The 20,483-nt window shown below is 65.5% G+C and carries 22 protein-coding genes and 1 tRNA gene; 15 read left to right on the forward strand and 8 right to left on the reverse strand.

The annotated features are described in order from the left end of the window. Positions 1 to 122: 122 nt before the first annotated feature. Together ACXJKC_RS06175 and ACXJKC_RS06180 are read right to left on the reverse strand one after the other, a co-directional pair. Positions 123 to 1,718, reverse strand: a complete 1,596-nt coding sequence (locus ACXJKC_RS06175; protein ID WP_456695808.1) for an FMN-binding glutamate synthase family protein — start codon at positions 1,716 to 1,718, stop codon at positions 123 to 125. 76 nt (positions 1,719 to 1,794) lie between these two features. Then, positions 1,795 to 3,696, reverse strand: a complete 1,902-nt coding sequence (locus ACXJKC_RS06180; RefSeq protein WP_456695809.1) for a penicillin-binding transpeptidase domain-containing protein — start codon at positions 3,694 to 3,696, stop codon at positions 1,795 to 1,797. A 180-nt stretch (positions 3,697 to 3,876) separates the two neighbouring features. Here ACXJKC_RS06180 and ACXJKC_RS06185 point away from each other — a divergent pair. Beyond that, positions 3,877 to 3,949 (forward strand) — tRNA-Lys (locus tag ACXJKC_RS06185). 50 nt (positions 3,950 to 3,999) lie between these two features. Here ACXJKC_RS06185 and ACXJKC_RS06190 read toward each other — a convergent pair. Next, positions 4,000 to 4,245 (reverse strand): hypothetical protein, encoded by a 246-nt coding sequence (locus ACXJKC_RS06190; protein WP_456695810.1) that lies wholly within the window; start codon positions 4,243 to 4,245, stop codon positions 4,000 to 4,002. A 210-nt stretch (positions 4,246 to 4,455) separates the two neighbouring features. On the opposite strand from ACXJKC_RS06190, the gene ACXJKC_RS06195 reads away from it, so the two are divergent. Then, positions 4,456 to 5,229, forward strand: coding sequence for a phosphatase PAP2 family protein (locus tag ACXJKC_RS06195; RefSeq protein ID WP_456695811.1), 774 nt, complete (start codon positions 4,456 to 4,458; stop codon positions 5,227 to 5,229). On the opposite strand, the gene ACXJKC_RS06200 is transcribed toward ACXJKC_RS06195, so the two are convergent. Then, positions 5,192 to 5,908, reverse strand: coding sequence for a hypothetical protein (locus ACXJKC_RS06200; RefSeq protein WP_456695812.1), 717 nt, complete (start codon positions 5,906 to 5,908; stop codon positions 5,192 to 5,194). The genes ACXJKC_RS06195 and ACXJKC_RS06200 overlap by 38 nt on opposite strands. A gap of 151 nt (positions 5,909 to 6,059) precedes the next feature. Between ACXJKC_RS06200 and ACXJKC_RS06205 the strand changes: the two genes are divergently transcribed. Both ACXJKC_RS06205 and ACXJKC_RS06210 read left to right on the forward strand, forming a co-directional pair. Further along, positions 6,060 to 7,478 carry an MFS transporter gene (locus tag ACXJKC_RS06205; protein WP_456695813.1) on the forward strand — a complete coding sequence of 473 codons (1,419 nt, stop codon included), beginning with the start codon at positions 6,060 to 6,062 and terminating at the stop codon, positions 7,476 to 7,478. 38 nt (positions 7,479 to 7,516) lie between these two features. Continuing rightward, a complete protein-coding gene (locus tag ACXJKC_RS06210; protein ID WP_456695814.1) occupies positions 7,517 to 7,717 on the forward strand; it encodes a heavy-metal-associated domain-containing protein in 201 nt (66 codons plus the stop codon). Here the strand turns inward: ACXJKC_RS06210 and ACXJKC_RS06215 are convergent. Next, on the reverse strand, positions 7,702 to 8,904 hold the full coding sequence (locus ACXJKC_RS06215) for a Cmx/CmrA family chloramphenicol efflux MFS transporter (protein WP_456695815.1): 1,203 nt from the start codon (positions 8,902 to 8,904) through the stop codon (positions 7,702 to 7,704). The genes ACXJKC_RS06210 and ACXJKC_RS06215 overlap by 16 nt on opposite strands. A gap of 229 nt (positions 8,905 to 9,133) precedes the next feature. Between ACXJKC_RS06215 and ACXJKC_RS06220 the strand changes: the two genes are divergently transcribed. From ACXJKC_RS06220 to ACXJKC_RS06230, 3 genes are all read left to right on the forward strand, one after another. Continuing rightward, positions 9,134 to 9,886, forward strand: a complete 753-nt coding sequence (locus ACXJKC_RS06220) for an ABC transporter permease (RefSeq protein ID WP_456695816.1) — start codon at positions 9,134 to 9,136, stop codon at positions 9,884 to 9,886. Between the two features lie 121 nt (positions 9,887 to 10,007). Beyond that, positions 10,008 to 11,393, forward strand: coding sequence for an LCP family protein (locus ACXJKC_RS06225; RefSeq protein WP_456695817.1), 1,386 nt, complete (start codon positions 10,008 to 10,010; stop codon positions 11,391 to 11,393). A gap of 18 nt (positions 11,394 to 11,411) precedes the next feature. Then, positions 11,412 to 12,353, forward strand: coding sequence for a diguanylate cyclase domain-containing protein (locus tag ACXJKC_RS06230; RefSeq protein WP_456695818.1), 942 nt, complete (start codon positions 11,412 to 11,414; stop codon positions 12,351 to 12,353). Between the two features lie 3 nt (positions 12,354 to 12,356). On the opposite strand, the gene ACXJKC_RS06235 is transcribed toward ACXJKC_RS06230, so the two are convergent. After that, positions 12,357 to 13,457: a calcium:proton antiporter gene (locus ACXJKC_RS06235; protein ID WP_456695819.1), complete on the reverse strand. Its 1,101-nt coding sequence runs from the start codon at positions 13,455 to 13,457 to the stop codon at positions 12,357 to 12,359. 138 nt (positions 13,458 to 13,595) lie between these two features. Between ACXJKC_RS06235 and ACXJKC_RS06240 the strand changes: the two genes are divergently transcribed. The 8 genes from ACXJKC_RS06240 to ACXJKC_RS06275 are packed head-to-tail and all read left to right on the forward strand — an operon-like array spanning position 13,596 to position 19,354. Continuing rightward, positions 13,596 to 14,291 carry a lysoplasmalogenase gene (locus ACXJKC_RS06240; protein WP_456695820.1) on the forward strand — a complete coding sequence of 232 codons (696 nt, stop codon included), beginning with the start codon at positions 13,596 to 13,598 and terminating at the stop codon, positions 14,289 to 14,291. Positions 14,292 to 14,327: 36 nt separating this feature from the next. After that, positions 14,328 to 15,089 carry a lysophospholipid acyltransferase family protein gene (locus ACXJKC_RS06245; RefSeq protein WP_456695821.1) on the forward strand — a complete coding sequence of 254 codons (762 nt, stop codon included), beginning with the start codon at positions 14,328 to 14,330 and terminating at the stop codon, positions 15,087 to 15,089. Between the two features lie 28 nt (positions 15,090 to 15,117). Continuing rightward, positions 15,118 to 15,954 carry an alpha/beta fold hydrolase gene (locus ACXJKC_RS06250; RefSeq protein ID WP_456695822.1) on the forward strand — a complete coding sequence of 279 codons (837 nt, stop codon included), beginning with the start codon at positions 15,118 to 15,120 and terminating at the stop codon, positions 15,952 to 15,954. 9 nt (positions 15,955 to 15,963) lie between these two features. Beyond that, complete coding sequence (locus ACXJKC_RS06255) at positions 15,964 to 16,434, forward strand: hypothetical protein (RefSeq protein ID WP_456695823.1); 471 nt, start codon at positions 15,964 to 15,966, stop codon at positions 16,432 to 16,434. A 10-nt stretch (positions 16,435 to 16,444) separates the two neighbouring features. Then, a complete protein-coding gene (locus ACXJKC_RS06260; protein WP_456695824.1) occupies positions 16,445 to 17,152 on the forward strand; it encodes an MSMEG_4193 family putative phosphomutase in 708 nt (235 codons plus the stop codon). 9 nt (positions 17,153 to 17,161) lie between these two features. Continuing rightward, positions 17,162 to 17,749: a DUF3090 domain-containing protein gene (locus ACXJKC_RS06265; protein ID WP_456695825.1), complete on the forward strand. Its 588-nt coding sequence runs from the start codon at positions 17,162 to 17,164 to the stop codon at positions 17,747 to 17,749. Then, positions 17,746 to 18,516, forward strand: coding sequence for an SCO1664 family protein (locus tag ACXJKC_RS06270; protein WP_456695826.1), 771 nt, complete (start codon positions 17,746 to 17,748; stop codon positions 18,514 to 18,516). The genes ACXJKC_RS06265 and ACXJKC_RS06270 overlap by 4 nt, the downstream gene beginning before the upstream one ends. A gap of 7 nt (positions 18,517 to 18,523) precedes the next feature. Further along, on the forward strand, positions 18,524 to 19,354 hold the full coding sequence (locus ACXJKC_RS06275) for an NAD-dependent epimerase/dehydratase family protein (RefSeq protein WP_456695827.1): 831 nt from the start codon (positions 18,524 to 18,526) through the stop codon (positions 19,352 to 19,354). Between the two features lie 6 nt (positions 19,355 to 19,360). Here ACXJKC_RS06275 and ACXJKC_RS06280 read toward each other — a convergent pair whose 3' ends face one another. Together ACXJKC_RS06280 and ACXJKC_RS06285 are read right to left on the reverse strand one after the other, a co-directional pair. Then, positions 19,361 to 19,591 (reverse strand): hypothetical protein, encoded by a 231-nt coding sequence (locus tag ACXJKC_RS06280; RefSeq protein WP_456695828.1) that lies wholly within the window; start codon positions 19,589 to 19,591, stop codon positions 19,361 to 19,363. A 50-nt stretch (positions 19,592 to 19,641) separates the two neighbouring features. Beyond that, positions 19,642 to 20,472 (reverse strand): exonuclease domain-containing protein, encoded by an 831-nt coding sequence (locus ACXJKC_RS06285; protein WP_456695829.1) that lies wholly within the window; start codon positions 20,470 to 20,472, stop codon positions 19,642 to 19,644. Positions 20,473 to 20,483: the final 11 nt, after the last annotated feature.

Raw genomic sequence — 20,483 nt, forward strand, 5'->3', positions numbered from 1 at the left:
CCGCGAGTCACCTAGCTACCACCGATGAGAACCGATGAGTCGTGCGAACACGGAGCGCTTCTCGTCGTAGGTAATCCAGTGACTCGCCGCGTGTAACTGAGTGACTCGCGAGCGTAAGGAGGTTAGGTGATGCTTTCGGTGTCGTGACCGAGCGGCTTCTCGCCTTCGCCTTCCTCGATCGAGCGGGTCTCGGGACGTGAGCCACCCGGAGCCATCAGTTCGGTGATGGTCCGAGTCAGATCCGCGCCGAGGCCACCCCAGCCAGGTTGATAGCCGTAGGCCGCGCGCAGCGATTGAGCCTCGTAATCGCCGCACATGATGTCGATGTCATCGGCCGTGATCAGTCCGGGGTGTGCCACTCCCACCGACTCGGACACTTTCACGAGCTCCTTGCGCAAGGTACGGATGTACTGCGCGCACCGCAGCGACTTCGAGGTCGGGTCGAGGCCGTGAGCCAGCCACGGGTCCTGCGTCGCAACGCCTGTCGGGCATTTGTCGGTGTGACACTTCTGCGACTGAATGCAACCGATCGACATCATCGCCTCTCGCGCGACGTTGATCATGTCGGCGCCCAGCGCGAAGGCCACCACGGCGTTGTCGGGCAATCCGAGTTTGCCCGATCCGATGAAGGTGACGTCGTCGGTCAGGCCCGCGGCCGCGAACGTGCCGTACACCCGCGAGAAGCCCATCCTGAACGGCAAGGCGATCGAGTCGGCGAAGATACGCGGCGAGGCACCGGTGCCGCCCTCACCGCCGTCGACCGTCACGAAGTCGACTCCCCTGTCCTCCTTGGCCATGCGGCCGACCAGATCGTCCCAGAAGCCCATTTCGCCGACCGCACTCTTGATGCCGACAGGCAGCCCTGTCTCGGCGGCGATGAGCTCCACGAAGTCGAGCAGGCTGTCGACGTCCGTGAATGCCGTGTGCCGCGAAGGACTCGCACAGTCCTCCCCCATCGGGATTCCGCGGATCTCGCTGATCTCACGAGTCACTTTGGCCGCCGGAAGCAGGCCGCCGAGACCGGGCTTGGCTCCCTGCGAGAGTTTGATCTCAATCGCCCTGACAGGCGCCGAGTCGACGACTTCCTTGAGCCGGTCGAGCGAGAACGTGCCATCGGGATTACGGCAGCCGAAGTACGCCGTGCCGATCTGCAGGATCACATCGCCGCCTTGACGATGGTGCTGGGAGAGCCCGCCTTCGCCGGTGTTGTGCATGCAGCCCGCGATCTTGGCGCCGGAGTTGAGCGCCTGGATCGCATTTCCCGACATCGAACCGAAGCTCATCCCGGAGATGTTGACCAGCGACTCCGGCCGGAATGCCTTGGCCCGCCCGCGCGCTCCGCCCAGGACCTTCGCGCTGGGCAGTCCGGTCTGCTCGGCGTGATCGTGCGGCAGCGAATCCGCGAACGTCCGATGCTTGATGATCGCGTAGCCAGGCAGATGCTCGATGTCGTTGTCCGTGCCGAAGCCCGAGTAGTTGTTCTCCTGTTTGGAGGAAGCGTAGATCCACGAACGCTGGTCACGGCTGAAGGGACGTTCCTCGTCATTGCTCGTGACGATGTACTGACGCAGTTCGGGCCCGATGGTCTCCAGCAAGTAACGAGCATGCGCGATGACCGGATAGTTGCGCAGCAGCGCATGCTTCTTCTGCATCAGATCGCGCACCGCCACGGCGCCGACAGCGACGCCCACCCCGCCCAGAACCCGCGTGAACCTCATGTCCAAGTCCTACTCCGCCCCCATGGTGTTGTCCATTTGGGCGGGAAGGTCATGGCATCACGAGCCAGTCAGAGGATCACCGCACCGCACGCAGGAATTTCTCCAACAACGGACCGGCGGTCGCCGATCCCGAGTCGCCGTCCTCGACGAAGACCGCGACGGCCAGGTCGCCTTGAGTCGCGATCATCCAGGCGTGCGTCCGGGGCGGCACTTCGTCGCCGTACTCAGCCGTGCCCGTCTTGGCCCCGACCGGATCGCCCGGCACGTCCTCAAGGAACCGCCCGCTGCCTTCGGTGACGACGGAACGCATCATCTTGCCCAGACTCGTGGCCTCTTCGCCGAGGACAGGCTTGGCCAGCGATGCCGCATCCTTGAAAGGCACTTCGGGCAGCAGCATCGGGGCGACCAGGCTGCCGTTCTGGATCGAGGCGGCCACGACCGCCATCGCCAGCGGGGAGGCCTCGATCTTGCCCTGCCCGATCATCGACGCAGCGTGCTCGGTGCCTTCAGCCATGGCCGGGACCGAACCGAGGAACGCCGGATAGCCCAGGTCGACGTCGCGTGCAAGCCCCAGCCCGGCAGCCGCATTGACCAGCTCAGCCTGTGGCGCCTTGTCACGCGAGGCGATCATTGCGGTGTTGCAAGAGTTCGCCATCGCGGCAGTCAACGGGATCTTGCCAATCGCTGACGACGGGTAGTCGGAGTAGTTCTTGAACGTTCGTCCGTCGACCGTCACGGTAGGAGTGCAGGGCACCTTGGTCGCCGGGGTCACTCCCGAGCGGAGCAGGGCGAGGGCCGTGACGACTTTGAACGTCGACCCGGGAGCATAGCGACCAGCAGCCGCCGTGTCGCTGCCCTTGCCGCCGGGGCCACTGGACAGCGCCAGTATCTCGCCGGAGGACGGGCGAATCGCCACGATGGCGCTCGCCGGCTTCACCCCGGCGAGGATGTCATCGGCGGCCGCTTGAGCCTTGATGTCGATCGTGGTGCGAAGCGCCTTGCCTGCGACGGGATTGCTCGCGAACAGCTGCCGCGGCTCAACCTTCTTGTCATCGACCACGGCGTTGACCTCCACGCCTGGGGTGCCACGCAAAGCCGTGTCATAACGCTTCTGCAGACCCGAGAGACCGACTTTGTCGCCGGCCTTCAACGTGCCCTTCGAGTTCTTGACGGCCTCGGCCGTGGCTTCGCCCACCACGCCGAGCAACGGTTGGCCGAATGACCGCGTCGGCGCCAGCGGCAGTTCGCCGTTGATACCGACGGCACCCGGAATCGCGTCGAGCTGTTCGTTACCGGGGACATCCGGACCGTCGCGGAGCACTAGTGCCTCGACGAATGCCTGCGGTCCGGCTGCTTTGACCCGTTTGACGAAAGCGCCGGCCTCGATGTCGAGCAGCTTCGCCAGAGCTGCAGCCGAGGACTCCGCAGCTTCTGGCACGACGCGCGTCTTGTCGATCCCCACCCGGACCACCGGCCGCTTCGTCACGAGTCGCTCATCGTCGGCGCCGAGGATGTCCCCGCGCTCGGCGGCCTCCGTACGCGCGTCGAGACGTTCCGTGCCAGTCACATCGGCCACGACCGACGGCTTCCAGTCGACTTTCCACAGGTCTTCGTCCTTGACCAAGGAGGCCGTCGTCTCGTAGGCCCAGTTCGCGCCCTCGATCGTCCGCTTCGTCGACAACGTCACTGTCGCGGTGTCGTCCTTGGTCGTGACGGACTTGACCGTGATCTTCTGGGCGCCGTCGCCGAGCCCTTCGACGATGCGGACCAGGTCAGCCTGGTTCGCCGAGCCGCTGGCTGTCGTCGGCACCTTCGACACATCGCCGGACTCCAGCGCCTTGGCCAGCTCATCGGCGGCATCTTGGGGATCGGGACCGCCCCCACCGCAGGCTGTCAGCGCGCCCAACACGACCAAGACGCCTGCACCGGCGGCCATTGTGCGGGTGCGTAGATTCAGCCGGGGCGAGAGGGAAGACATGCCGAGTAGTAGAACAACTTGTCACGACGGCGTCAACAGGACAGGCCGTGAGGCAGGACGACCGTCCCGACCCGGTCCGTCGGTGGGCTCGACCCGAGCCACCGAACGCGCTGGTTCGGCACTTCTGCAATACTCACACCTGGACGTGGAGGAGACCTCTGGATCACTCCCCCGTGTCGCGGGCCTTTAGCTCAATTGGTAGAGCAACGGACTTTTAATCCGTGGGTTGTGGGTTCGAGTCCCACAGGGCCCACCCCGCGCAACCACGTTCTTCCCCGGTACCACCGTGGCGACGATGTGTCGTCAGACGTCACGCGTCTTAAGGGTCAGGTGGCCGGCGAGTGTCGTCCAGAGTGTGAAGATCGCCATCACGGCGAGCCCGGCCAAGGGGTGGAGCGGTCCGGTTCCTGTGGTCGTGTACGAGGTTTGTCCGGCGCTGGTGGGCCAGTACGTTTCTGCGATCTCACCGAGGATCCCGGGCATCCCTGGCGCGAGGGCGGGCACGAGCAGTGCGATGGTGACGATGATGACTGCTTCTCGCTCTGACATGGACAGCGAAGCCGCGACACGGACGCGCCGAGCGGCGGCACAAAGCCCGTCTTTCCCGCGCAGATGGCCCTATGCCCCACCCTGTCACTATTTGCCCTGATCGGTTAGGCTCACTTTGATCCGCAGGTGGTGGGTTCCAGTCCCACAAGGCCTACTTTCAGCAGGAAATTCATACTGCCGTGCCGGATGTCCCGGCGAAGGATGTGAAGCATGACCCGCGAGGCGCAGACGATGCCCGCCGGTCCCGACCTGCGTCGATTCCGCCACCTCGGCCGCGCCTTGGTCGAGATCGCGATCATCGTGGCGCTCTACCTCGGCTACCGTTTCGGCAGGCTCATCGGTCTGGGCCGCGAGGATGTCGCACACGCCCACGCCGAGCTGGTTCACCAGACCGAACGCTACTTGCGCCTTCCGTCCGAGGCATCCATCCAGGCCGCGGTGTCGCACATCCCGGACATCTATGAGATCGCCAACCGTTACTACGTCACGGTCCATTTCCCGCTGATCGTGGTGTTCTTGTTGTGGGGGTTCTTCATGCGCCCGCGCGCCGAGTACATCTGGGCCCGCAGTCTGCTCATCGTCCAGACCGGTCTGGCACTCGCGATCCACATCGCCTTCCCACTGGCGCCGCCGCGGATGTTCCCCCAGTGGGGCTTCGTCGACACGATGGCTGTCTTCGGCCCGAATGCATACGCCGGGGCCAGCGCGTCCGTCGCCAATCAATACGCGGCCATGCCGAGCCTGCACATCGGCTGGGCGATTCTGATCGCCGTCGTCCTCGCGCGCACGGCACCACGCCCGATTGCGTTGATCGGAATACTGCACGCGGCGATCACGGTTTTCGTCGTGGTTGTCACCGCGAACCATTGGCTGCTGGACGGAATGGTCGCTACAGCTCTCCTCGGCGTCGGGCTGTTTCTTTTCCCGGGGCCCGGTCGCTACCGGTTCACTCTGCGACGAACTCGTCAGCTGGCCTCGCAGTAACGGCGAACTGGGCCGTCCTGACGACTCCGTCATGCTTGAAGTCCATGTACAGGTGGTACGTCCCGGCCTCCGGGATCATCGTGTGGAAGGTGATGTCCGGCCCCGGCTGAGTCGTTCCGTCGCCCGGCTCCCCTGCCGGGTGGACGTGCAGATAGGCCATGTCGCCGGCACGTAGTGCAACGAGGTGACCGTAGGTCGCCAGGTAAGGCTGCAGATCGGTGACCGGTTGGCCGTCGCGCGACACCGTCAGAGTGAGCATCGTGTGAGTTCCGGGAGCCAGCTCGCCGTCCAGAGTGACGGCGTAGTCGTCGATCTTGGCTATGCGCGACTCCGCCAGCGGCTCGTTGGGGGTGATCGTCCCTGCCACAGACAGATCGGCGTCGAGCGTCTGGGCTTCAGCGCCGGTTGCGGTGAAGTCCGCAAAGAGCCGCCACTGCCCAGGGTCGAGATCGAGGTCGATCGTCCACGTCCCATCGCTTCCCAGTCGGGGATGGACGTGCTGGAAGCCGTGGAAGTCATGCCGCACGGCGATCAGGTGCAGCTGCTTGTCGTGGGCAACATCGAATGTCGTCACAGGCAAGCCGTCTGGACCGTCGATCGTGAAGGCCACCGGGACGCCTTGGCCTGCGAGGGCAACCGGATCGGACAGGGAAAGTGTGTAGCCAGTTCGAACGAGCATGAGGTCCTTCTCACTTCGGCACCGGCAGTACCGGTGACAGATACCCCCCTTGGGTATCTGGTAGTGTCTTGCATACTATACCCCCCCATGGTATTAATCAAGGCGTCGATTGATTCCCCGTCGACCCGAAATCTGTCAGGAGAACCGCACAATGACCACCACCAGTTCGCCACCCACCTCACGTAGGTGGCTCGGCCTCGCGGCCATTGCCGCCGCACAGTTCATGGTCATCATGGACACCTCGATCATCGGGGTCGCCCTGCCCGACATGCAGTCCGAACTGGGCTTCTCCCAGGAGAACTTGTCCTGGGTCTTCAACGCCTACGTTGTCGCCTTCGGCGGTCTGCTGCTCCTGGGCGGCAAGCTGTCGGATCTGTTCGGCGCCCGCAGGATCTTCTCCACCGGCTGGATCATCCTGATCGCCGGATCGATCGCCGCAGGCGTCGCCACCAACGTCGAGACCGAACTCATTGGTCGAGCCGTGCAGGGCGCAGGAGCGGCCCTGATCGCACCCGCCGCGCTGTCGCTGCTGATGATGCTGTTCGGCCACAATCCGCGCGAGCTCACCAAGGCTCTTGCCCTCTACGGCGCGGCCGCGCCTGCGGGCGGCACTGCCGGAGTCTTCTTCGGCGGCCTGATCACGGAGTACGCCAGCTGGGAGTGGGTGTTCTACATCAACGTCCCGATCGCCGTCATCATCTTGGCTGCCACCCCAGCGCTGATGCCGGGCGGCCGAAGCGCCGCACGCGGCAAGATCGACCTCCTCGGCGCAATCACGGTCACCGGCGGTCTGGCCGCACTCGTCTACGCGATCGTCAAGGCTCCAGAGGTCGGCTGGGGATCAGCGCAGACCTGGCTCGTCCTGGCCGGCGCTGCGGTCCTCCTCGCCGGATTCCTCGCTTTGCAGGCCAATGGCCGCGACCCCCTGATGCGACTCGGCATCTTCCGCACACCGAACCTGGGCGGAGCGAACCTCGCCCAGCTCCTGCTCGGCGGAGCGTGGATCCCGATGTGGTTCTTCCTCAACCTGTATCTGCAGCAGGTCCTCGGCTACTCGGCATTCCCCAGTGGCGCGGCGCTTGTACCGATGACGGTCATCACGATGCTCGGCATGGTCGTCCTCGCACCGCGTGCCATGGCCCGGTTCGGACCGAAGAACATGACCATCGCCGGACTCGCTCTGCTCGCCGCCGGCATGTTCTGGCTGTCGTTCGCCCGCCCGGACGGATCCTTCGCCGTCGACGTCCTACCAGCGTCGCTACTCGCTGCACTCGGAATGTCCCTCGCGTTCATTCCGACGCTCGGCACCGCGATCTCGTCCGCGCGACCTGAGGAAGGCGGACTCGCTTCGGGCATCGTCAACACCAGCTACCAGATCGGTTCGGCTATCGGCCTGGCCATCATGACGGCTGTTGCCGCTGCTCATGGGGCAGACAGCCTCGGCGATCCGGAGGCCCTGACCAACGGCTTCTCGGCCGCGTTCCTCGGCGCCGCAATCATCGCAGTCATCGGCGTCATCGCCGCGGCGGCTCTTCTCCGCAGCCCCTCTTCGACTCAGTCGAACAACTAGTCGACCAAGCCCCACACCGCTTTGAAAGGAACCAGATCATGAGCAATACCGATAGCTACACCATCCAGGGAATGACCTGCGGAGGTTGTGCAGGAAAAGTGACCGCCGCAATCGACCTAGTCCCCGGGGTCAGCGGGACGGACGTCGACATCGCGACGCGGACGGTCACCGTCGCCGGAGACTTCGACGACATCGCCATCCGCGCCGCGATAGTCAGCGCCGGCTACGAAGCATCCTGAGTTGACCCGCGGTCTGACCGGATCGAGATCCGGCCAGACCGCGGCAACATCAGGTGCAGCGCCCAGATCGCGAGGACGACGAGGACGAGTCCCGCGCTGACGAAGACCGGGCCCTGCGCGCCATAGGCTCCGAACGCGATACCTCCGAGGACCGGGCCGACTATCGCACCGAGATTCAGCGCCACGGTGGTGAAGGAACCTCCCATGGTCGGCGCATCCCGGGCGATCGTCATGACTCGGCCGATCAGGGTGCTGCCCACCGCGAATGACAACCCACCTTGGACGAACACGAGAACACACAAGGCAACCGGAGACGTGGCTATCAACGCCAATCCGATCCAGCCGATCAAGAGAGCAGCAGCACCCCCCGCCAACAGCTGATCGCCATAGCGATCGGCGAGGCGTCCGGCGGCGGCCACGCCGATGAACGCGCCCACACCGAACAGCGCCAGCACCACCGGAACCGCCCATTCTTCGAGTCCCGCATCGTCGGTCACGATCGGTGCGAGGTACGTGAACGTACAGAACGTCGCTGCATTGATCAGGACCGCCAACAGCAGCACGAGCTGGAGAAGCGGATTCAGCAGAGTCCGCAGCTCAGAACCGAGACTCCCCAGCGCACGGGCACCTTCACCCTCGCCGATCGTGGCGGGAGTAGCGACCGACACCGCGACGAGAGCCGGCAAAGAGATCACCACGATGGCAGCCAACGCGATGCGCCAACTCCACAGGGACCCGACCAATGCGCCAGCAGGGACGCCCACGATCAGGGCAGCGGTCGTCCCACCGAGGACGACCGCGAGAGCTCGCGTCCGCCGTTCCGGGGCGACGATCGAGGTGACAGTGGAGAAGGTGACCGCGAGGAATCCGGCGTTGGCCAGGGCCGAGACCACGCGCGTTGCGAGCAATACGGCGAAGTCATCGGTCAACGCGCCGACGAGGTGCATCGCGATGAACAACGCCAGGAAACCGGTCAGCGTCCAACGGGGTGGGAGGTTGCGGCCGAGCGCGGCCATGAGAGGCGCGCCGACCACCATGCCGACGGCGAACGCCGACGTGAGCAGGCCTGCCTGCGGGATCGTCACGGCAAGGTCTGATGAAATGCCTGGCAGAAGTCCAGCGAGCAGGAACTCCGAAGTTCCCTGGGCGAAGACGGCTACGGCAAGGAGATACAGCAAAGCGGGCATGAGAATGTGCTCCGAAGTGAGAAATCGGGAAAGGGCGCTCGAACGGCACTTCCGTACTTCGGATGCACATCACGCAGCTACAGCGCTGCTGTGGAGTCGTCTCAACCGGTCGGTGTCAACGCATCAGCATCTCGGACTACCGGAAGGCCGGTAGCCCGACTCTGGATGCTTCGGGAGAACTCACCGCGCCAAATTACCACCCGCAAGCTGTTGGGCCCAGACTGCACACATGAGCAATGTCGCTCCCCTCCCCACCGGTATCGCGATCGTCGCGCTACTGGCGATCACGCTGACCACGGCAAGTCTCGCCGGAGTGCGCGTCCGCGCGGATGCGGTCGTCGCGACCGTCCGGGCCGCACTGCAGTTGATCGTCGTTGCTCTGGTCATCGCCTGGATCTTCCGACATCCCGAATACCTGATGCTGTATCTCGGAGTCATGGTCACCGCCGCGACCGTGACCTCAGCACGTCGAATCGGCTGCGGACCCCGGCTGGCACCGATGATCGGGCTGGCCATCGTGCTGGGAGCCGGATGCGCGATCGGGCCGGTTCTTGCAAGTGGGGCTCTCCCGCTTCGAGCAGAGACCGTTGTGCCGTTCACCGCACAGATCATCGGTGGCACGATGACGGCGGTATCGCTGACCGGCTCCCGGATGCGCGACGACGTCGCCCGTGACTGGGGCCAGATCGAGGCATGGCTTTCCCTCGGGGCGAGCCCGCGGCAGGCGGTCGCAGATGTCGGACGCCTCGCAGCGTCGCGGGCACTAATTCCAGGCCTGGACCAAACACGCAGCGCCGGCCTGGTGACACTCCCGGGCGCATTCGTGGGCCTCCTGCTCGGCGGTGCGTCCCCTGCCGAGGCCGCCCAGGTACAACTGCTCGTCCTGGCCGGGTTGCTTGCCGCGCAGACCGTCGCGGCCGTCGTCACGGCGCGGTGGCTCGCTGCCTGGCTCGGCACGACGCGTCCGCAACTGGTTGTCTGAATCCACAGATACCCTGCGAATGCGGGCAAGGTCACGTCCCGTTCACATCACGTTCTCAGGTCGGACTCGTATTCTGTAAGTTCTGCCGGTTACCGTCGGCCCACTTGACGCAGGAGAAACCTTGAGCAGTCCTGTCCCCACGACCACGCATCGGCGTCGTCGTAAGCCTCGCCGCATGTGGCGCGGCATCGGGATCGGCGCAGGCATCTTCCTGCTGGTGATCGCCATCGCCGGCGGCACGATCTACATGAAACTCAACGCGAACATCGATTCCGCGCCGTTGCCGGAGTCGATCGTCAAGGACGACACTCCCAAAGGTGCCACGAACATCTTGTTCATCGGCTCGGACTCCCGCGATCTGAAGACCTCGGAGTACGGCAAGGGCACCGGCACCCAGCGCAGCGATGCACTCATGCTGGTGCACTTCAGCAAAGGCAACACCCGGGTCGACGCCGTGCAGATCCCCCGCGACACCCTGACCGATCTCCCCGCCTGTAAGGACACCGGGAGCGGCTCATTCGCCGGCGGCACGAACCAGATGATCAACAATGCGCTCGCAGGCGGGCCTGCCTGCTCGGTGCGCGCCGTCGAAGCACTCAGCAACGTTCGCATCGATCACTTCGTGCAGCTCGATTTCGAGGGCTTCGCCTCGATGGTCAACGCCCTGGGCGGCGTCAATGTCTGCCTCAATGAGGCCATGGTCGATGCCGACGCGAAGCTCAATCTGCCACCGGGCAAGCAGAAGCTCAAGGGCAAGGACGCGCTTGCCCTCGCCCGTACCCGGCACGCGGTGGGCGACGGCAGCGATATCGGCCGACTCGGCCACCAACAGGTCGTGATGTCGTCGATCATCAGCCGCGCCCGTAGTGCCGACGTGCTGACCCGGCCCGACCGGCTGCTCAAGTTCCTCAACGCCCTGACATCGTCGATCACGGTCGATGACGGCATCTCTTCGATCCCCAAGCTGACCGGTCTGGCCAAGCGGGCCAGGGCCGTCGAGGACAAGGACATCCGCTTCATCACGATGCCCAACGGAGCCGCGCCCACCGATCCGAACCGGGTCGTCAAGACCGCCGATGCCGACACGATCTTCGAAGCCATCGCCAAGGACAAGGCTGTCCCGGTCAAGAGCAATGACGCGAGCACATCGTCGAGCAAGGCGACCGCGCCGGTCAAGATCTTGAACGCCGCGCGGACGCCCGGCCTGGCCACGACGGCGCAGTCGGCCCTGGCCGATCTCGACTACACGGTTTCGAGCCTTGCCGATGCGCAGAAGCCGTCCGCGACGACCCGCATCTTCGTCGACCCGACACCTGAGGCGCTCGCGACCGCCAAGAAGCTCAACAAAGACTTCGGCCTCAAGGCCGAGATCGCCGAACAGCCCACGGGCATGACCGGTGTCTGGCTGATCATCGGCGCCGACCGCATCCAAGACGGCATCACCCCTGCGACGCCCAAGCCCGTCACGGCCACAACACGCACCGCCAGCGACTCGCTGTGCGCCTGAGCGAACTGCCATCGCATCGTGGACACACGTGAAGCCGTCACCGGTGCCGATCTGTTCACGGCGTCGGCCCAACGCATCGTCGACTATCTGAACCAGCACACTCCGATCACCGACTGGTCGGTGTCGCGAGTGGCCGGCGGCGAACAGGTTCATGTGCACGTCCACCCGGGCGAGCTGCTCCACGTCGGCGCTCGCGTGCCGTGGCCACGGACGTTCTGCAACCGCATGATGCTCGGCGCGGCACGTGTTGTCGCCGACTCGCAACAGGACCCCGACTATTCCGATCTGCCCGACGCCCTCGAGGTGCGTTCCTACGCCGGATCGCCGATCTCCGACGATGACGGCACGACCTTCGGCGTCCTGTGCGGAGTAGGTCGCAAACCGCTCAGCGGGATCGATGCGATCGATGCAGACCTGGTCCAGCTGATGGGCGATCTGCTGTCGTCCCAACTGGCGATGGCCCGTGCCGCAGACCGTGACCGCCGCAATGTCGAGATCACCGATGCCCTGGCCCACACCGACGCCCTGACCGGCCTGGTCAACCGACGCGGCTGGGACCTCTTGGTCGGCGACGCCCAGAAGCGTGTCGACTCCTACGGCGATCTGGTCGCGGTCGCGATGATCGACCTCGACGGTCTCAAGACAGTCAACGACTCTTGGGGACACCAGGCGGGTGACGAACTGCTGAGACGCGCGGGAGCTGCGCTGTCAGCCGTCGAGGAGCCCGTCGATCGCATCGCGCGATACGGCGGTGACGAGTTCGCGATCCTGTCCAATAACGTCGCCGTCGCCGACCTCGCGGAGCACTTCGGCCGGTTCGTGGACTCCTTGGCCGCAAGCGGAGTCCAGGCCTCATTGGGCTTCGCTTCGACCGGTCCGGGTGACACCAATCTCGTCAAGGCATTCGCGCAGGCGGATGCCCGGATGTACGAGCGCAAGCACGCCCGCAAGCGCGTCTAGGCCCTACGGACTGGCGGCCAGGAACAGGAACGCGCCGAGTATCGCCAGGTGAATGCCGCCTTGCAGCAGGGTCGCCCGCCCCGGAACCACTGTCAGCGCACTCGTGATCAAGGTCAGGGCCAGTAGCACGAGCTCGGTCTCCCCGAGGCCCAGCAGAAGCGGACCGTCGAGCCAGATCTGCGCGACCGCGATGACCGGGATCGTCAAGCCGATACTGGCCATCGCCGAGCCGTAGGCCAGATTGAGACTGATCTGCACCCGCTTGCGGTTGGCGGCGTTGACCGCGGCAATCGTCTCCGGCGCGAGGATCAGCAGCGCGATGATGACACCGACGACGGCCTGCGGCATGCCTGCGGCATCGACGCCACGCTCGATCGATTTCGACACGTTCTTGGCATTGCCGACCACCGCGACGAGCGCGACGAACAAGAAGGCGAGGCTGATGTACGCCTGTTTGGTCGTCGGCGGATCGGCGTGCTCCTCCTCTTCCTTGATCTCACCGGTGCTCGTGCGTGGCAGGAAGTAGTCGCGATGACGCACGGTCTGCATTCCGACGAACAGCAGATACAGGGCGAGCGAGGCCACCGCTGCGAACGCCAATTGGCTGGGGGTGAATTCCGGGCCGGGCTTGCCCTGCGTGAAACTCGGCAGGACCAGGCAGAGCGTCGCAATCGTTCCCACCGCGGCGAGAGCGCTGCCGGTGCCCTCGGCACTGAAATGGGCGATCTGACGCCTGCGGGTCGCCGCGATCAACGAGATACCGACGATGCCATTGCACGTGATCATGATCGCCGCGAACACTGTGTCCCGGGCCAGAGTCTCACTGCCCTTCGCGCCGGTCGTGACCAAAGTGACGATCAGCGCCACCTCGATGACGGTGACCGCGACTGCGAGTATCAGCGATCCGTAGGGCTCACCGACCTTGTGGGCGATGACCTCCGCGTGATGCACGGCCGCGAGGACCGCTCCGCACAAAAAGACACCCACGAGAGTGACCCCGGCCCACGAGAGTTCTCGTTGCCAAGCAAGTGCAAAAACGATCAACGCGCCGATCGGCATCGCTGTCGTCCATCGGCTGGTCAGGGCGGCGAGCCGGAACATCATTGTCTTATCTTAACGGGGCGTCCGACGCCGCCCTTCCCCTCGAATCGCTTCGGTCAAGATCTCGGCGCTCCTGGGTCGATCCGAGGTCAGTTTCGGCATAAAACCGCCGAGATCTTGGGTGAGCGGTACGGTAACCGGATGTCCGCCGTCAAGAGTCCCTGGCTCATCGCATTCGGTGTCGTGGCCGTTGTTCATCTGTTCCTCATTGGCATTGATGTTCAGCCTTACCAGAGCATTTCCAAGTGTTTACTGGCTCCGCTGCTGATTGCCTGGGTCATCGAGCAGAGCGGCCCTCGGCTGCTCATCGCGGCCCTGGTCGGTTGTTTCTTCGGCGACCTGTTTTTGGAGTTCGACGATCTGTTCACCGTCGGCATGGCCGCGTTCGCGATCGGGCACATCTGCTTCATCACCTTCTTCGTGCAGCGCGGGGCGCTTGAGCCACTCAAACGCAAGCCGTGGATCATCATCGTCGGAGTCCTCGCCGGGGTCGCACTGATCTCCTGGGCCTGGGGCGGCCTCGAACCCGGTCTCAAGCCGCTCGTCCCGATCTACGCACTGCTGTTGCTCGGCACCGCCGCCACCGCCCTGGCGACTGACACGCGTGCAGGCGTCGGCGGCGTGATGTTCTTGATCTCCGATGGGATCATCGCCTTGAACGAAGCCGGCCGTATCGACGACGGCGTGGGCACCTCGCTTGCGATCATGACGCTGTACATCCTGGCGATCTTCTTCCTGACGACCGCGATCGTGGCTCGCGAGAAGCGGACCGTGACGGCCGGGCCCGGCTTCGATCCGACCGTTCGCACCGACTGCTGGCCTCGACTGCCGCGGTAATCGCACACATCGCCCGCCCAACATAGGGTGGACGATGTGCCAGGACACGATCGGACATACCGCCTCGCGGTACGACTCTTCGGGGCCATCTACCGTGTCATGGGCTATCGGTTCGACGTTCGCGGCGCGGAGTTCATCCCTACTGATGGACCGGCGGTCATCGCCGGCAACCACATCGGCTTCCTCGACTTCACGTTCATCGGCTACGCGGCCCGTCCGCGAGGACGGCTGATCCGATTCATGACCAAGTCCCAGGTCTTCGAGATCCCCGTTGTCGGCCGCCTGGTGAGCGCGATGCGTCATATTCCGGTCGAACGGCGATCGGGGGCACGGGCTTACCGCCAAGGCCTCCGACTGTTGGACGCCGGAGAAGCTGTCGGCGTTTTCCCCGAAGCCACGATCAGCCGCTCGTGGCTGCTCAAACCGTTCAAGCGCGGCGCCGCAGGTCTCGCCGTCAACCGTGGGGTACCGCTGATTCCGGTGGTCGTCTGGGGCGGCCACCGCATCTACACCGTCGACGGACACCGGTCGCTGCGACGACGGATTCCGGTCTCGATCAGGATCGGCGCCCCCCTGCGGGCCGCTGACGGCGAGACCGTCGATGAGCTCTCGGCCCGCCTTCATAATGTGATGGAACAGCTACTCGCCGATGCGATCGACTCGTACCGCGAGAAGCCGCGCAACGACGCTGACCGGTGGTGGCAACCACACGATCGCGGCGGATCTGCCCCCGATCCTCGGGCTGCGGCAATCCTCGACCGCGAGGCCGTTGCCCGCCTCGGGGATACATTCGAATGAGAGCCGTCCACAAGCGCGGAGGATCCCGATGAGTTTCGATTCCAGCCACCCGGTCACCGTCGGTGACCTGACATTCGACGTGCGGACCACCGGGCCCGAGGACGGCGAGCCGGTCATTGTCCTGCACGGCTTTCCGCAGACCTCGCTCTCGTGGTCGAGCGTCGCGCACCGGCTCGACCACGCGGGCCTGCGGGTCATCGCCCCGGACCAACGTGGCTACTCCCCCCGCGCGCGTCCTCTCGAGGTCGAGGCGTACCGCACAGATCTCCTGGCCGGCGATGTCATCGGGATCGCCGATGCACTGGGCATCGACTCATTCCACCTGGTGGGGCATGACTGGGGCAGCGCAGTCGCATGGGTCGTGGCGGGCCGGCACCCCGAGCGCGTCCGCACCTTGACGGCCGTGTCGGTTCCGCACCTGGCGGCGTACAACGCGGCCCTGCGCGATGATCCCGATCAACAGGAGCGGGCGTCGTATATCCAACTCTTCCGGCAAGCAGGCAAGGCCGAGGATCTCCTGCTCGCGGACGCCGGCCTGCGGCTGACCGCGATGTACAGCGACGCGGTGCCCATCGGACTGGTCGTTCGCTACGTCGCGCACCTGGCTGAGCCCGGTGCCCTCACGGCCGCCCTCAATTGGTACCGCGCGATGGGCCCGGAGCTGGCCGAGACACCACCCGTCCAGGTGCCCACGACGTTCGTGTGGGGCGCACTCGACCAGGCGATCGGACGCGCGGGCGCCGAGGCCTGCGGCGACTTCGTCGATGCCGACTACCGATTCGTCGAACTCGCAGACGCCGGGCACTGGATCCCCGAGCAGTCACCAGATGCCCTCGCCGAAGCGATCATCGCCCGAGTGGGATAGAACGGTGCCGTGAACTCCCCGAACGCCACGCAGACCTGGATCGTCGACGGCCTGACCGCACTGGGCGGTGCCGCCACAGTCGACGAGCTCCTCGACCGGTGGCAGGCCGAGATGCGCATCGCCGCCGAAGCCATGTCGGCGGCGGGCCGGCTCGTGGTCGACGAAGACTCATGGTCATTGCCCGCCGGGGTCCCCACCTCACGTCCTGGCCGGTGGACCGAAGAGGAGATCGCGGTGGCGGTCGACGCCTACATCCTGCTGCTGCGCGCCGACCACGAAGGACGTCCCGCCAACCGGCGAGCGGCCACTGCCGCAGTGCTCGATCGGACCGGTCGCGATCTCCCGTCCGTCGATGCCATCTTCGCCAATATCTCGGCGGTCGTGCAGGAACTGGGCTTTGAGTACCTCGCGGCCTATCCGCCCAAGTCGAACGTCCCGCCTGGCGTGCGTCCGGCGGTCAGTCTTGCCCTGAAGGCCTAGGCTCGCACGTATGGCCACAGTCATCCTGGTTCGACACGGACGCACGACCGCGAACGCTAGCGGCGTGCTCGCCGGCCGCACCGCCGGAGTCGAACTCGACGAGGTAGGTCTCGAACAGGCCCGGCGCACCGCCGAACGCCTCGCGGTCGTGCCGGCGGTCAGCGTCGTCTCCAGTCCGCTCGAGCGCTGCCGCCAGACCGCCGACGCCATCGTGACTCAGCAGAGCGGCTCGCCCGAGACGCCGATCGACGACGGCATCACCGAGTGCGACTATGGCGAGTGGCAGGGCCGCACACTCAGCGTGCTGGCCAAGGAAGATCTGTGGGCCGTCGTGCAGAATCAGCCGTCGGCCGCCACCTTCCCAGGCGGCGAATCGCTGCTGGCCATGCAGTCGAGAGCGGTCGAGTCGATACGCCGCCAAGACGCGGCGATCGAAGCCGAGCACGGGCCCAGCGCCGTCTGGGTCGCGGTCAGCCACGGCGACATCATCAAATCGATCCTCGCCGATGCTCTGGGCATGCATCTCGATCTGTTCCAGCGCATCAACGTCAACCCCGCGTCGGTCTCGATCGTGCGATACGGGGCTGCGCGGCCCCATGTGCTGGCGACCAACACGGATGCGGGAGACCTGTCATGGCTCGCTGCCGCACCCGCCTCGGACGACGCGGCAGTCGGCGGCGGAGCAGGTCACGGAGCGCCCGCTTCGACTCGCTCCTAATATGAACCCATGCCTCAAATCGTCCACGGGTTCGACTGGCCCGACCGCTTCGTCGTCGGCACGGTAGGCCAACCCGGAGATCGCACATTCTTCGTGCAGGCCCGCGACGGCTCGCGACTGATCAGCGTCTCACTCGAGAAGCAGCAATGCGCAGCGCTTGCCGAGCGGGTCGAGGAGGTTCTCGACGAGCTGATGGCCGTGGACAACAATCCCTTCAGCGTTCCGGCGATCACCCCTGAGGGTCTGGTCGACAATGAGCCGCTCGACCAACCTGTCGAGGAACAGTTCCGTGCCGGCGCGATGACACTGGGCTGGGATCCCACGACCGCACAGCTCGTGATCGAGGCATTTCCCATCCTCGAGATCGAACTCGAAGTCGACGGCATGGAGCAGATCGAAGACATCGAGCAGTTGGAGATCGACCTGGAGGTCGAGCCCGAGGAAGTCCTGATCATCCGCATCCCCGTCGGCACCGCGCGGGCTTTTGCCAAACGCACTCGCGAAGTCGTCGGGGCGGGTCGCCCCCTGTGCCCGCTGTGCCGCATGCCGATGGACGCCGACGAACACATCTGCACACTGCCCGACGGATTCCGTTGACGACGCAAGCCGATCTTGTCAGGGGTGACGTCGAACTGGACGGCCGGATCATGACGGCGTCCAATGCCACTTTCCTCGGACACATCGACGACGTCACCCTCGTCTACAAGCCCATCGCCGGTGAACAACCGCTCTGGGATTTTCCCGACGGGGATCTCGCCCACCGCGAAGTGGCCGCCTACCTGGTCTCCGAGGCACTCGGGTGGGATGTCGTGCCGCCCACGTGGTTGCGCGACGGCCCGATGGGCCCCGGCATGATGCAGTTGTGGCAGGACGTCGACCCCGACCAGAACGCGGTCGATCTCGTCCCGGCCGGCAAGATGCCCGAGACCGGATGGCGGCATGTCTTCGACGGATACGACGGCCAGGACCGTCGGGTCTCACTGATCCACGAAGACACCCGAGCCCTGCGGCAGATGGCGGTCTTCGATGTCATCGTCAACAACGCCGACCGCAAAGGCGGGCACGTCCTGGCGATGCCCGGGGGCCATCGCTTCGGGATCGACCATGGACTCACATTCCACGTCGAGCACAAACTGCGCACCGTCTTGTGGGGTTGGCTCGGCGAATCGCTGACCACCGACGAGCTGGCCGGGGTCGAGGTGGTCCTGGCCGCTTTGAGCGGTGCCCTCGGCGACTCGTTGGCCGAGCTGATCACCGACCACGAAAGAGCGGCGTTAGCTTCCCGCTGCCGCCACCTGCTCGACACCGCACAGTTCCCGGCACCTCACGGCGAGATGCCGGCCATCCCCTGGCCACCGTTTTGAGGACCCCATGAATTCACAGCTCTCCCGTCCCGACACCCTCCTCGTCGGCTGCGGCGACCTCGGCGCCGATATCGGCCTGCGACTGCTCCAGCGTGGCCACGGTGTCGTGGCGATCAGGCGACAGGCAGATCTCGTACCCGCGCCGATCATCGGGGTGTCCGCCGATCTGACCAGGGAGCAGCCGGTCCTGCCGCCCATGGACCTGAACCTGTTGGTCATCGCCTTGACCGCACGCCCGCGCACCGAGGAGGCCTACCGGGCGACCTACGTCGACGGTATGTGTCGGGCGCTGGACGCCGTGGAAGCGGCCGGACAGCTACCTCGTCGCGCCGTGCTGGTCTCGTCGACGGGCGTGTACGGCGACCTGCCTGCCGATCCGATCGTCGACGAGACCACAGCGCCCGGTCCAGCCGACGGTCCGGCACGCGTGCTCCTGGAGGCCGAGAAAGTCTTCTCCGAACGGCTGCCGGACGGCACGGTGCTGCGCCTGTCAGGTCTTTACGGACGTGGCGAGCCCCGCCTGTTGGGATTGGCCCACACCGGCCAGATCGGCGATCCGAACCGCTGGACCAACCGCATCCATCGCTCCGACGCCGCTGCGGCAGCCGTTCACCTGCTGACGCGCGATAAGCAGCCCGGGCCGGTGTACATCGGCAATGACGACGAACCGGCCCTGCTGGGTGACGTCGCGGCGTACCTGACGTCCGACGACACGGCGTCCGGCGATCCGGCCCTCGGTCAGGGCAAGCGGCTCTCGAACTCCCGGCTACGAGCCAGCGGCTGGCGACCGGAATTTGCGACCTACCGCGAGGGCTACGCCGAGCACGTCACACCGTGAACCGTCTCAGGGGCCCCATCCGCCACCGTTGATGCTGCCTCGGCCGGCGCCCAGCCCCTTGACGCTGTCACGAGTTCCGCGACGCCCGTCGATGCCCTGCTGATTGCGCATGTACGACACCTGGTCCTCGCGCGACAACTCGTCGAATCGCGGAGTCTTCCGCCCTCGGCCGCTCAATTTCCACCACGCGGCCGCACCCAGGACCGCCAGCACCGCGAAGATGATGATGAACAACATATCGGCGACCTCCTGCTAGGTCTTGCCGAGACTACCTGACTCTTGAGCGTTCAGACCGCGAATACCGGACTCTGCAGCGGCCAGCCAACTGGATCGTCGAGCGTCCGACCGACCGTGCGGGCGTACGAGTTCCAGTCTTCGGCGCGGGCCGCGTACCAGGACCGCTGATCGGTCATGAGATCGACAAGACTGCCTGAGGCGATGCCAGGGTGCCGCTTGCCGATCTCATAGGCGACCTCACGCGCGGCACGGGCGTCCGCGGTGGCATCGTGGGCATTGTCGAGCAGAACTCCGTAGTAGCCGGCGACATCGGTCAATCGGCGCGGTCCGAGGCCACCGCGTTCGATACCCCAATCGATGACAAAGGGATCGACCACGAGCAGCCGGTCCCAGTCTGGCTGGGCGACGTCCCAGCGGGTCGCCTCGGCACGCAGCATCGTCAGGTCGTAGGCCGCATTGAACACGACCAGGCCGATACCGCGGTCGATGAGATCCTGCACCCAAGCGACGACGGCCGTGATCGCCTCGGTGGGCTCCGGAGCTCCGACGAGCGCTTCGGCGGTCAGCCCATGGACCTCGGCTGATGCGGCGGGGATCTCGACGCCGGGATTGATGAGCCCGGACAAGTCGCGCCCGCGATCGTCGAGCAGGGCGAAGCTGAGCACCCGATCGATCAGCGGATCGATGCCTGTCGTCTCGAAATCGAGCGAGGCCAGACGCAGGTGATGCCAGCCGGAGTGGTCACCGCGTGGAGGCGGCGTCGGCGAGCAGCTGAAGCAGATCGTGCGCCAGCGACCCGGAAAGCCGATCAGTCGACCCGCCCCGATCATCACGACGACACCGCACTCGGCGCACTCCCCGGCGTACTTGTTGACTCTCATCTTCGCCTCCT

The organism is Aeromicrobium sp. P5_D10, assembly GCF_054049535.1.

What these genes read in the sequence shown, in the direction of transcription:
- ACXJKC_RS06175 (WP_456695808.1), bottom strand. Translation starts at nt 1,718, where the DNA reads ATGAGGTTCACGCGGGTTCTGGGCGGGGTGGGCGTCGCTGTCGGCGCC.
- ACXJKC_RS06180 (WP_456695809.1), bottom strand. Translation starts at nt 3,696, where the DNA reads ATGTCTTCCCTCTCGCCCCGGCTGAATCTACGCACCCGCACAATGGCC.
- ACXJKC_RS06190 (WP_456695810.1), bottom strand. Translation starts at nt 4,245, where the DNA reads ATGTCAGAGCGAGAAGCAGTCATCATCGTCACCATCGCACTGCTCGTG.
- ACXJKC_RS06195 (WP_456695811.1), top strand. Translation starts at nt 4,456, where the DNA reads ATGACCCGCGAGGCGCAGACGATGCCCGCCGGTCCCGACCTGCGTCGA.
- ACXJKC_RS06200 (WP_456695812.1), bottom strand. Translation starts at nt 5,908, where the DNA reads ATGCTCGTTCGAACTGGCTACACACTTTCCCTGTCCGATCCGGTTGCC.
- ACXJKC_RS06205 (WP_456695813.1), top strand. Translation starts at nt 6,060, where the DNA reads ATGACCACCACCAGTTCGCCACCCACCTCACGTAGGTGGCTCGGCCTC.
- ACXJKC_RS06210 (WP_456695814.1), top strand. Translation starts at nt 7,517, where the DNA reads ATGAGCAATACCGATAGCTACACCATCCAGGGAATGACCTGCGGAGGT.
- ACXJKC_RS06215 (WP_456695815.1), bottom strand. Translation starts at nt 8,904, where the DNA reads ATGCCCGCTTTGCTGTATCTCCTTGCCGTAGCCGTCTTCGCCCAGGGA.
- ACXJKC_RS06220 (WP_456695816.1), top strand. Translation starts at nt 9,134, where the DNA reads ATGAGCAATGTCGCTCCCCTCCCCACCGGTATCGCGATCGTCGCGCTA.
- ACXJKC_RS06235 (WP_456695819.1), bottom strand. Translation starts at nt 13,457, where the DNA reads ATGATGTTCCGGCTCGCCGCCCTGACCAGCCGATGGACGACAGCGATG.
- ACXJKC_RS06240 (WP_456695820.1), top strand. Translation starts at nt 13,596, where the DNA reads ATGTCCGCCGTCAAGAGTCCCTGGCTCATCGCATTCGGTGTCGTGGCC.
- ACXJKC_RS06250 (WP_456695822.1), top strand. Translation starts at nt 15,118, where the DNA reads ATGAGTTTCGATTCCAGCCACCCGGTCACCGTCGGTGACCTGACATTC.
- ACXJKC_RS06260 (WP_456695824.1), top strand. Translation starts at nt 16,445, where the DNA reads ATGGCCACAGTCATCCTGGTTCGACACGGACGCACGACCGCGAACGCT.
- ACXJKC_RS06265 (WP_456695825.1), top strand. Translation starts at nt 17,162, where the DNA reads ATGCCTCAAATCGTCCACGGGTTCGACTGGCCCGACCGCTTCGTCGTC.
- ACXJKC_RS06275 (WP_456695827.1), top strand. Translation starts at nt 18,524, where the DNA reads ATGAATTCACAGCTCTCCCGTCCCGACACCCTCCTCGTCGGCTGCGGC.
- ACXJKC_RS06280 (WP_456695828.1), bottom strand. Translation starts at nt 19,591, where the DNA reads ATGTTGTTCATCATCATCTTCGCGGTGCTGGCGGTCCTGGGTGCGGCC.
- ACXJKC_RS06285 (WP_456695829.1), bottom strand. Translation starts at nt 20,472, where the DNA reads ATGAGAGTCAACAAGTACGCCGGGGAGTGCGCCGAGTGCGGTGTCGTC.